The organism is Microbacterium sp. ZW CA_36 (assembly GCF_044987475.1).
Lineage (GTDB): Bacteria > Actinomycetota > Actinomycetes > Actinomycetales > Microbacteriaceae > Microbacterium.
Genome location: NZ_JBJDRL010000096.1, coordinates 1 through 10,630, shown reverse-complemented (window position 1 = coordinate 10,630; position 10,630 = coordinate 1). Strand labels below are relative to the sequence as shown.

The window sequence follows — 10,630 nt, the reverse complement described above, 5'->3', positions numbered from 1 at the left end:
GGCGGGGGAGGCGGCGGCGGCGTGTGAGGTCGGGTCCTGAGGACTGCCCGGGCTCCGCGGATCGCGGCGCGGTCAGCCGTCGGGTCCGAGGCGTCGGGACCCCTCCGGCGCGTGCAGCCGGGCGAGGAACAGATCAGTGCCGCGCGGGATGCCGCGGCGGTCGCTGCGTGAGACGATCACGATCACGACCACCGCGATCGGCACCGTCCAGGCCGCCGGCTGCTCGAGGAACGGGCGCAGCGCGGGCAGCCACGCCGAGACGATCCCGCCGCCGAGGATCGCGACGCCCGACAGCACCGCGCCGGTGAGCATGCCGGCGATCGCCCCTCGCGCCGTGAGACCGCGCCACCAGATGCCGAGCAGGAGCACCGGGCACAGCGTCGACGCGGTGAACGCGAAGACGAGCCCCACGCTGCCGGCCAGCCCCGCCGACTCCGTGGCGAGCGCCACGACAAGCGGGACGAACGACGAGAGCACGGCCGCGATGCGGAACCCCCGGACGCTGCCGCCGAGAAGGTCCTGGCTGATCACGCCGGCCAGCGAGACGACGAGACCCGACGACGTGGAGAGGAATGCCGCGAACGCGCCGGCGATGACGAGCGCCGTGAGCACGTCGCCCAGCGGCCCGGCGACCAGCCGGCCCGGCAGCAGCAGGACGAGGGCGTCGGCGTCGCCCGAGGCGGCGAGGTCGGGGGCGAAGGCCCGCCCCAGCAGCCCGAACGCCGTGGGGAACAGGTAGAAGACCGAGAGCATCACGAGCACGATGACGGTCGTGCGTCGTGCCGCCACCCCGTCGGGGTTGGTGTAGAAGCGCACCAGTACGTGGGGGAGCCCCAACGTGCCCAGCAGCAGCGCGACCATGAGTGAGATCGTCCGGTACACCTCGAGTTCGCCGGGACCGGCGCTCGCCGGGAACGCCTCGACGGGCGTCAGCGCCGGCGGCACGTCGCCGACGAGAAGCAGGATCGCGACCACCGGGATCGCGAGTGCCGTGAGCTTCAGCCAGAACTGGAACGCCTGCACGAACGTGATCGACCGCATGCCGCCGGCCGCGACGACGACGGCGACGATCACCGCGACGGCGAGCGAGCCGACCCAGGCGGGGAGGCCGGTGGTGATCCGCACGGTCAGCGCCGCGCCCTGCAGCTGCGGCACGATGTAGAACCAGCCGATGACGATGACGAGGGTGCTCGTCACCCGGCGTGCCCAGACCGAGTCGAGCCGCGCCTCGGTGAAGTCGGGGATCGTGTACGCGCCCGAGCGGCGGAGCGGCGCGGCGACGAACAGCAGCAGCATGAGGTATCCGGCCGTGTAGCCGATCGGGAACCAGAGCGCCGCCGATCCCGTGAGCAGGATGAGGCCGGCGATGCCGAGGAACGACGCTGCCGACAGGTACTCCCCGCCGATGGCGGACGCGTTCCACCACGGCCGCACCGTGCGGCTCGCCACGTAGAAGTCGCTCGTCGTGCGTGAGACCCGCAGGCCGTAGAACCCGATGAGCGCCGACACGATCGCGACGGCCGCGATCGCGATGTAGCCGATGGCGGCGTTCACTCGTCCTCCGTCAGCGACCGGTAGCGCGCCTCATTCCGGGAAGCCGCGCGCAGATAGAGTCCGGCGACGGTGATGGCCAGCGGGTAGACGCCCACGCCGAGCAGCAGCCACGACAGGGGCACACCGGCTACGAACGTGGTGTCCAGCTCGGGTGCGAACGCGATCGCGAGCACGAACAGCGCCGTCGCCGCGGCGAATCCGACCGCGAACACGACCCCGAGTCGCAGCTGCGAGCGGATCAGCGAACGCACATACACTCCGGCGATATCGCTCGTCGGCGCATCGGCCGCGTTGTGCGACACCGGCCGGGCCGAGGCTGCGGGCGACCCTGCGCGCGGCGCGGTCACCCGCACGCGCTGGAGTGGTGCTGCATCCCGAGGCGCGGGGTCGTCGGCGGCGTCGTCGCCGGAGTCTCCGTCGGCGCTGCTGTTCGAGGGGCGCGACGTCATGACCGTGGCCGGATCGTCGTCGACTCGAGTCGATCCCGCAGCGCCGGCAGGAGGCGCCGGCTCACCGGCAGTTCGGCGCCGCCGACGACGACGCTCGGGTGGTCGCCGACGAGCCGGAGGCGCGCGAGGTGCGGGATCGCGACGAGGTACGAGCGGTGGATGCGCACGAACGTGTCGGCCCACTGCCGTTCGAGGTCCGACATCGGCACGCGCACGAGGTAGCTGGCCTCCTCGGTGTGCAGCCGGGCGTAGTCGCCCTGCGCCTGCACGTACCGCACCTCGTCGCGGCGGATCATGCGCGTCGTGCCGCCCAGCGTGACGGCGATCATCTCGGGCTGAGCGGATGCCGCGGCATCCGTCGCCGGCGCAGCCTGAGCCTTCATGGCCTCGACGATGCGGGTGACCGAGCGGTGCAGGCGCTCGGTGCGCACCGGCTTCAGCAGATAGTCGACGGCGGCGAGGTCGAATGCCTCGAGTGCGCTCTCTTCGTCGGCGGTCACGAAGACGAGCGCGGGCCGGCGCTCGAAGCGCTGCAGTGCGCGGGCGAGGTCGAAGCCGTTGAGGCCGGGCATGTGGATGTCGAGGAACGCGGCGTCGACGGGCTCGCGTGTGAGCAGCCGGATCGCTTCGGCGCCCGACGCCGCCTGGTGGATGACGCCGATGCGTGGGTCCTGCCCGAGCAGGAAGGCGAGCTCGTCGATCGCAGGCTGCTCGTCGTCGGCGATGAGCACGGAGATCACCGTTCCCGCCTCCCTTCGGCGGCGGCCGGAGCCGGGGATGCCGCCGTCCGGCCCGCAGCGGAGGAGGATGCCGCGACGCGGCCCGGCTGCGACTTCGGCACGCGCATCCGCACCAGGGTGCCGGCGCCCACATTCGTCTCGACGACCAGCCCGTGCTCGTCGCCGTACACCTGCCGCAGTCGCGCGTCCACGTTGCGCAGGCCCACGTGCTGGCCGGTCGCGACGCCGGCGAGCGCGCTTTCGAGTGCGGCGGGATCGATGCCGACGCCGTCGTCCTCGACGCTGATCTCGGCGAACGCGCCCTGGTCGGATGCCTCGATCGTGATGCGTCCACCGCCCTCCTTGCCTTCGAGCCCGTGCCTCACCGCGTTCTCGACGAGTGGCTGGATCGAGAGGAACGGCACGACCGTCGAGAGGACCTCCGGGGCGATCTGCAACGTCACCTTCAGTCGGTCGCCGAACCGTGCGCGCTCGAGCTTCAGATAGCTGTCGATCGAGCGGAGCTCCTCGGCCACCGTGGTGAAGTCGCCGTGCCGGCGGAACGAGTAGCGGGTGAAGTCGGCGAACTCGAGCACCAGCTCCCGTGCTTTGGCCGGGTCGGTGTTGATGAACGAGGCGATCGCGTTCAGCGAGTTGTAGATGAAGTGCGGGCTGATCTGCGCGCGCAGCGCGCGCACCTCGGCCTCGGCGAGCGCGGCCCTCGAGGCGTCGAGCTCGCCGAGCTCGACCTGAGCTGCGACCCAATCCGCCACCTCGCCGGTCGCGCGCACGAGACCGGCCCGCACACGCGGGGCGAAGGCGACGATTGCTCCGGCGGGCACGCCGCCCGCGAGGATCGGCGCGGCGACGACATCCGTCTCCCGGTCGCCGATCCGGATCCGCCGCTGCAGCTGCGGACGGTTCGACGCGCGCGCCTCAGCGGCGAGCCGTCCCGCGACCTCACGGACGGCGTCGTCCCCCTCGACCGTCACATGGCCCGCCGGGTCGACGAGCGCAAGCGTCTCGCACCCGAGGAGCGCCCGCAGATGCCGCCCGGCTCGCGTGGCGTCGCCCTCGGCGATGCCGCCGCGGAGGTGTTGGGCGGCGCGGCTCGCGAGGTGAAGCGTCTGATACGTCGCCTGTTCGACGTCGGTGCCGAGATCCTTCGATGCGACGATGCGCCGCAGCAGGATGACCACTCCGACCGCCAGCGCCCCGGCGACGACGCCGGCGGCAGCGGCGAGCAGCATCGACTCGGGCATGCGGCCAGCGTAGCCGTCGTTCGTCGTCGCCGATCCGCCGTTCGTCGCACCGTGGATGCCGTTCACCGACGACGAGCGGCGGCCACCCCCGGCCCGCCCGGCCGCGCGCGAGCATGGTCGCACTGTCAACGCAGCGGCGCGGCCGACGGCCCGCCGACCCCCCTCGAAGGAGAGACGTCATGGGCAACGAAGCCCCGCGCGCCGCCATAGATCTCGCAGAGGTCGACTACGGCGCGGTCCAATCATCATCCGAGTTCCAACGGCTCCGGCGCACGCATCGGAGCTTCGTCTTCCCCGTTCTGGGCGCATGCCTCGCCTGGTACTTCGCCTACGTGCTGCTCGCCACCTATGCGCACGACTTCATGTCCACCCGAGTGTTCGGAAGCGTCAACATCGCGATGGTGCTCGGCATGGCCCAGGTGGTCACCACCTTCGCCGTGACGACCTGGTACGTGCACTACGCCAACCGTCGCCTCGACCCGCTCGCGGAAGAGATCCGCGACGAGATCGAGACCGGCACCTTCGAGTCCGGCGCTCTGGAGAACGAGGAGGCACGCTGATGCTGCACTTCGAAGCGGCGAGTACCTCGCCCGGCGAGCCCTGGCTCAACATCGCCATCTTCGGCGCGTTCGTCGCGGTGACGATGGTCATCGTGTTCCGCGCCAGCCGGAACAACAAGACGGCCGCCGATTACTACGCCGCAGGGCGGTCGTTCACCGGCGGCCAGAACGGCGCAGCCATCGCCGGCGACTACCTGTCTGCGGCGTCGTTCCTGGGCATCGTCGGCGCGATCGCGATGACAGGGTACGACGGGTTCCTCTACTCGATCGGGTTCCTGGTGGCCTGGCTGGTGGCGCTCCTCCTCGTCGCGGAGCTCCTGCGCAACACGGGCAAGTTCACGATGGCCGACGTGCTGTCGTTCCGCCTCAAGCAGCGTCCGGTGCGTATCGCCGCGGCCACGACGACGCTCGTCGTCTGCTTCTTCTATCTGCTCGCGCAGATGGCGGGTGCCGGTGGTCTGGTCTCGCTGCTGCTCGGCATCGGCGACCAGCTCGGTCAGGCTCTCGTCATCACGGTGGTGGGCGCGCTGATGATCCTCTACGTGCTCATCGGCGGCATGAAGGGCACCACGTGGGTGCAGATCATCAAGGCGGTGCTGCTCATCGTCGGCGCCGGCGTGATGACCGTGTGGGTGCTGGCGATCAACGGGTTCGACTTCTCCGCGCTTCTCGACAAGGCCGTCGCGGTCGCCGAGAACCCGGCGATCCTCGACCCGGGTCTGAAGTACGGCGTATCGGAGGTCGCGAAGATCGACTTCCTCTCGCTCGGCCTCGCCCTCGTGCTGGGTACGGCCGCACTGCCCCATGTACTCATGCGGTTCTACACCGTGCCCACGGCCAAGGAGGCCCGCAAGTCGGTGGTCTGGGCCATCTGGCTGATCGGCATCTTCTACGTGTTCACGCTGGTGCTCGGCTATGGCGCGGCGGCCCTCGTCGGCCCGGCGGTCATCGCGGCCGCCCCCGGCGGCCCGAACTCGGCGGCACCGCTGCTCGCGTTCTCGCTCGGAGGACCGCTGCTGCTCGGCCTCATCTCGGCGATCGCGTTCGCGACGATCCTCGCGGTGGTCGCCGGTCTCACCATCACGGCAGCGGCTTCGTTCGCGCACGACATCTATGCGTCGGTCGTGAAGAAGGGCAAGCCCGAGCCGGGCGCCGAGGTCAAGGTCGCGCGCCGCACGGTGGTCATCATCGGCATCGTCGCGATCGTGGGCGGCATCGGCGCGAACGGCCAGAACGTGGCGTTCCTGGTCGCGCTCGCCTTCGCCGTCGCGGCGTCGGCCAACCTGCCGACCATCGTGTACTCGCTCTTCTGGAAGCGCTTCACGACGAAGGGCGCCCTGTGGAGCATGTACGGCGGTCTCGCCTCGGCGATCCTGCTCATCGTGTTCTCGCCGGTGGTCTCGGGATCTGAGACGTCGATGCTCAAGACCGAGGCGATCAACTTCGCCTGGTTCCCGCTGTCGAACCCCGGCATCATCTCGATCCCGCTCGCATTCCTGCTGGGTTGGATCGTGAGCGTGCTCGACAAGACGCCCGAGGACGCGGCCAAGCAGTCCGAGATGGAGGTGCGCTCGCTCACCGGCATCGGTGCCGAGAAGGCGGTCAACCACTAGAAGTCCCCGCGGATGCGAGGGCCGGTCGGGACGTTCCCGACCGGCCCTTGTTGTTGCGGCCATGTCGGCGCGTTCGGGCTTCGGGTCTCACGGCGCCCCGCTATGCCGATCTCACTCGCAGGTCGTTGTGGAGCACCCGGTTGGCGGATCGCCAGGGTCTTCGTTGATCCACCCACGTCGGTGGCCGCACCTGGGGGACGCCGTCGAGCATGCGGATCTCCCACCCGCTGGTCTCGATGGTCCGGTGGTGATGCCAGCAGAGCATCACGCCGTTGTCGACCTGGGTCGGTCCGCCCCTCGCGTACTCGACGACGTGGTGGATCTCGCACCACGCGGCGCGGACCCGGCATCCGGGGATCACGCAGCCGCCGTCGCGAGCGGCGATGGCCTTGCGCTGCCAATGCGTGAACACCCGGTCGGTGACCGCAAGGGCCCTGATCCGGCCGTTGGCGCCGAGCGCGACACGATGGATGGTGCCGTGGCACCCGATGTGACGCGCGAAGGTCGCGGATACCGGCACCTCGCCGTCCGGCCCGTCGACGAAGGCGACGCCGTCTGCGCGCTCCAGCTGATCTGCGGCCACGGTGACCATGAGAGTGGGCGGAGCGCCGCCCAGCGTTGGGCTGTCGGCGGACGCCGCCGCCGCGGCGAGGAGTCCGGCGAACGCGTCGTGCCGCTTCTGGTCGGCGGTCCGCGGATCGCGGACGTGCTCGTCCGCGGCCGACTCGCCGGCGCCCGACGGCTCGACGTCGACGAACCGCGGAGCGCGGTCCTGGACGCGGGGAATGAGCTGGGCGTCGAGCAGCCGTTGCAGGGCGGCAGCGACGTCGGCGGTCACGTTGCCGTGCAAGGGGAAGAGGCTGTTGCGTTCGCGTCCGAGCCGAAAGGTGCGCATGCGTTCGCTGTCTTCGTCGGGCAGTGTCCCGTCGGGATCGAGGAACAGCGCCCACGTCTGGGCCATGATCCGCAGCTCGTAGATGCTGCACGGCGGGGCGCCGGATTCGCCAACGGCAGCCTGCACGAGCTCGGCCTCGGCGGCGGCGAGGTCGTCGGCGCTGCACCTCCGCTGAAGGGGCCGCAGCGCATCCATGATCGTGGTGACGGCATCGAGGCTGAGCCGCCCCGTTGCGAGCTCGCGCCGCGCGTGGTCGAGCGGCGCCGGCCGATCCTGTCCGGTGAGCGTGGGTCGTGTCGTGACAGCACGAGCGGTGCGCAGGCGCGCGCGAGCCGTCGCGTTCGAGACGTGAGCGGCACGCTCCAGCAGCTCGATCGGGCTGTCGCAGCCGAACGCCGCCGTCAGCGTGACGTCGGCGGCACCCGGTTCGCTGCGTCGCCCCACCTCTCCGGCGATGCCGAGGCGTGCGGCATCCGCCCATCGGCCGATCTCTTCGACCACCTTCAGTGTCTCGACGAGATCGTGGTCGGAGAGCGCGCGATGCCCTTCGCGATCAAGCGGCTCCCTCAGAGCGTCGCCGAGCACCGCTGCGATGTCGCGGAGGTCGGCGAGTGGGAAGGTCATACCCCCATCATGCCGAGGGGTTCCGACATCCCTGAGGGGGAAATCGCAGGTCAAGCGCAATTTCTGCGGACAACTCACGAGGACGAGCGAACCGCGTCTGCTGTGGAGGAGGCGCCGCCGCCGAGGGCAAGAGTAAGGGCCGGTCGGAGAGGCTACCGACCGGCCCTTGTCCCTTGCACCAAGAGTGTCCTGCAATCACATGTCGGTAGCTGCCACAGCAAAACAACTACCGTGCAAGCACTCTATAACGGCGAGGTAACGAAGGGAAGGGTTCGTCGTTATCTTTTTGTGATTCATTTCCTGGGAGTCCGCCTTCGCCCCAATCGGCATCCTCTCGTCGCTGACTGGCACCCTGCGTCGCCCACAATGGTCAGACCGAGAGGAGCCGCTGTGATGAGCATCCGAGATCGTGTTGCCCGGAGCGAGCCGTTCGCCCCCGCTGCTGATCGCTTCGCCGTGGTGGCGCTGTTCCGGCCTGCGGAGGATGGCGCGTCGTTCAGCCGGAGCGCCTGGCCGGCTCACGTGACGCTGTGCTCGAATAGGAGGGCAGCCTGCGTCGCAGTGGTGCGGCTGACGGGAGACGACGCGACGATCGTCGCGGCGTTCGCATTGCCGGACGAAGGGATCGGCGTCAACGCGGACATCCCTGGCCCCGCCGCACCCGGAGTGCCGAGGCTCGCACGCCGCGACGTCGGGCCGGCGCAGCCCGACGTCACGCCGCCGAACGCGCTCGGAGACGCATGAACGCCGGCAGGCGCATCCTCGTCGCGACGGATCTCGACGGAACACGGCGGCGAGCGTGACGTCGACGTACGGGTTCCCCTTGTCGGGGCCGCGCAGCACGATCTCGTGCAGTCCCCAGCGCTCGACCGCTTTGGGGTTCGCCGACGTCTCGCCCTGTGCCACCGGCATGGTCGCCGCCGTCGCGGGACCGGCGCCGCCGATCGCTGCGGCGGCTCCCAGGATCGCGGCGCCCGTCAGGACCGTTCGTCGTGTGATCTCCATCGATCATCCTCCAGATGACTTTCGAGGTGGATTGCTTTCTGGTCCAGCCTAGGAACGAAGTGAGTATTCTCGCTACCTCGTATAAACATGCACCGCTGGAACCGGGCCACCTGGACGGTCACGCAGGTCGCGAATGCGCGCCATCCGACGTGCGTGGTTGGCTTGTCGCGTGGAGCTGCAGCGCGTTCGGACGGAGCACGTGCCGGCGCTCGCCGTGTTCCTGCGGACCGTCGACCTGACCGTGAGCGGCCTCGACGCGCCCACCGTGCGCCTCTGGGTGATGCGCGACGCGGACGGCGATGTCGTCGGCAGCACCGGATACGAGATCAGCGACGACGGGCGGCACGCGCTCATCCGCAGCGTCGCGGTGAGTCCGGACGACCGCGCCGCAGGCACCGGAACGCGGCTCGCCCGGTTCGCGTTCGACCGCGCCGCCGATGAGGGCGCCCGGCAGGCGTGGCTGTTCAGTCGACGCTCGGGCCCGTTCTGGCAGCGCCTGGGCTTCACTCCCGCCGACCGCGGCGAGATCGCGCGGGTGCTCGCGAGCACCCATCAGGTGCAGCTGTTCCGGCAGACCGGTCAGCTCGACCGGGAAGTGGCGTGGTCGCGCCCGCTCGATCCGCCGAACTGAGGCGGTGCGGTAGCCGGCGCTCCCGCCGGCGACCGCCTCGCTTCTCACCGAGTCGTTTCCCGGGCCGTCCTGCTTGGTTCCCGACGCCACCCTGCGACGCACTGGCCCTTGACCTCGGCATCCAAATGTGTACAGTGTGAACATACGCACTCGCACACTCGGAGGTTCCGATGCAGAGCACGACCCAGCAAGCCCTTCCGCCCGTCGTCGATGCCGAGACGTGGCGCCGCGAGCTCGCCGAGCTCCGCCTCCGCGAGAAGGCGGCGACGCGCGAACTCGACGCGATCGCCGCGCAGCGACGCCGGCTGCCGATGGTCGAGCTGCCCGACTACACCCTCGTCGGCAAGGACGGACCCGTGCGCCTGGCCGACGTCTTCGAGGGCAGGTCGCAGCTCATCGTCTACAACCACATGTGGTTCGAGGGCAAGGAATGGCACTGCCCCGGCTGCACCGGTCTCACCTCGCAGTACACGCGTCTCGATTTCCTCGAGGCGTACGATGCCCGCTTCGTGATCGTGACCCAGGGTCCGATCGACGAGGCGCTCGCGTACCGCGAGAAGACCGGCAACCGCATGGAGTGGTACTCGACAGCCGACAGCCCGTTCGGCGCCGACATGGACGCGCCCGCCGGCGGCGGGTTCGCCGTGAACGTCTTCCTCCGCGACGGCGACACGGTGTACCGCACGTGGCACACGAACGGCCGTGGCACCGAGCAGCTGAGCCACACGTTCCCGCTCATCGATCTGCTGCCGTACGGCAGGCAGGAGGTGTGGCAGGACTCGCCGGAGGGGTGGCCGAAGTCCGACACCTACGACGGCTGGTTCACGTCGCAGAAGATCGCCGAGCTGTACGGCCCGGGTTCGGCGCGCGACTGAGAGCGGGATGCCGCGCCCCGCGACTGCGGCCGGGGCGCGGCATCCTGCGTCATATCGCGCACCGGCGCTCGCTCAGCGGCCGGTGGCGCGACGGATCAGTACCAGTCGGTGGCCTGCGAGTGACCCCACGCGGCGCAGGGGGTGCCGTACGAGCCGGCGATGTAGCCGAGGCCCCAGGCGATCTGCGTCGTGGCGTTGGTCTGCCAGTCGGCGCCGGCGCTGGCCATCTTGTTGCCGGGGAGCGACTGCGGGATGCCGGTGGCGCCGCTTCCGGAGTTGTAGGCCTGGTAGTTCCAGCCCGACTCCTTGTTCCACAGCGACTCGAGGCACGAGAACTCGCCGTCGCCCCAGCCGTACTGCGATGCGGCCATCTGGCGTGCGGTCGCCTTGGCGCCGTCGGGCGTGTTGGCGGCGGCGAGGGCGGCAGCTGCCGCCCTCGCCGC

The 10,630-nt window shown here is 70.2% G+C and carries 10 protein-coding genes and 1 pseudogene; 5 read left to right on the top strand and 6 right to left on the bottom strand.

The annotated features are described in order from the left end of the window. Window positions 1-72: 72 nt before the first annotated feature. From ACI3KX_RS21035 to ACI3KX_RS21020, 4 genes are read right to left on the bottom strand one after another with little or no spacing between them, the layout of a single operon-like run. Window positions 73-1,554, bottom strand: coding sequence for a cation acetate symporter (locus tag ACI3KX_RS21035; RefSeq protein ID WP_363354427.1), 1,482 nt, complete (start codon window positions 1,552-1,554; stop codon window positions 73-75). Beyond that, a complete protein-coding gene (locus ACI3KX_RS21030) occupies window positions 1,551-2,003 on the bottom strand; it encodes a DUF485 domain-containing protein (RefSeq protein ID WP_363354425.1) in 453 nt (150 codons plus the stop codon). The genes ACI3KX_RS21035 and ACI3KX_RS21030 overlap by 4 nt, the downstream gene beginning before the upstream one ends. Beyond that, a complete protein-coding gene (locus ACI3KX_RS21025; RefSeq protein ID WP_363354423.1) occupies window positions 2,000-2,743 on the bottom strand; it encodes a LytTR family DNA-binding domain-containing protein in 744 nt (247 codons plus the stop codon). The genes ACI3KX_RS21030 and ACI3KX_RS21025 overlap by 4 nt, the downstream gene beginning before the upstream one ends. Further along, the gene (locus ACI3KX_RS21020; protein ID WP_349428687.1) at window positions 2,740-3,984 is read right to left on the bottom strand and encodes a sensor histidine kinase; all 1,245 of its coding nucleotides are present in this window, start codon (window positions 3,982-3,984) and stop codon (window positions 2,740-2,742) included. The genes ACI3KX_RS21025 and ACI3KX_RS21020 overlap by 4 nt, the downstream gene beginning before the upstream one ends. A 179-nt stretch (window positions 3,985-4,163) precedes the next feature. Between ACI3KX_RS21020 and ACI3KX_RS21015 the strand changes: the two genes are divergently transcribed. Then, window positions 4,164-4,544 (top strand): DUF485 domain-containing protein, encoded by a 381-nt coding sequence (locus ACI3KX_RS21015; protein WP_363354419.1) that lies wholly within the window; start codon window positions 4,164-4,166, stop codon window positions 4,542-4,544. After that, on the top strand, window positions 4,544-6,157 hold the full coding sequence (locus ACI3KX_RS21010; RefSeq protein WP_349428685.1) for a sodium:solute symporter family transporter: 1,614 nt from the start codon (window positions 4,544-4,546) through the stop codon (window positions 6,155-6,157). The genes ACI3KX_RS21015 and ACI3KX_RS21010 overlap by 1 nt, the downstream gene beginning before the upstream one ends. 100 nt (window positions 6,158-6,257) lie before the next feature. Here the strand turns inward: ACI3KX_RS21010 and ACI3KX_RS21005 are convergent, their stop codons facing one another. After that, window positions 6,258-7,676, bottom strand: coding sequence for a DUF222 domain-containing protein (locus ACI3KX_RS21005; protein ID WP_404910960.1), 1,419 nt, complete (start codon window positions 7,674-7,676; stop codon window positions 6,258-6,260). Between the two features lie 393 nt (window positions 7,677-8,069). Here ACI3KX_RS21005 and ACI3KX_RS21000 point away from each other — a divergent pair, with 393 nt between their 5' ends. The 3 genes from ACI3KX_RS21000 (at window position 8,070) to ACI3KX_RS20990 (ending at window position 10,187) form a co-directional block, all read left to right on the top strand. Next, on the top strand, window positions 8,070-8,420 hold the full coding sequence (locus ACI3KX_RS21000; protein WP_404910959.1) for a hypothetical protein: 351 nt from the start codon (window positions 8,070-8,072) through the stop codon (window positions 8,418-8,420). Window positions 8,421-8,850: 430 nt separating this feature from the next. Next, window positions 8,851-9,312, top strand: coding sequence for a GNAT family N-acetyltransferase (locus ACI3KX_RS20995; protein WP_404910958.1), 462 nt, complete (start codon window positions 8,851-8,853; stop codon window positions 9,310-9,312). A 170-nt stretch (window positions 9,313-9,482) separates the two neighbouring features. Continuing rightward, window positions 9,483-10,187 carry a DUF899 domain-containing protein gene (locus ACI3KX_RS20990; protein ID WP_404910957.1) on the top strand — a complete coding sequence of 235 codons (705 nt, stop codon included), beginning with the start codon at window positions 9,483-9,485 and terminating at the stop codon, window positions 10,185-10,187. Between the two features lie 95 nt (window positions 10,188-10,282). On the opposite strand, the pseudogene ACI3KX_RS20985 reads toward ACI3KX_RS20990, so the two are convergent. Next, window positions 10,283-10,630, bottom strand: a pseudogene (locus tag ACI3KX_RS20985) (phospholipase); the annotation flags it as partial.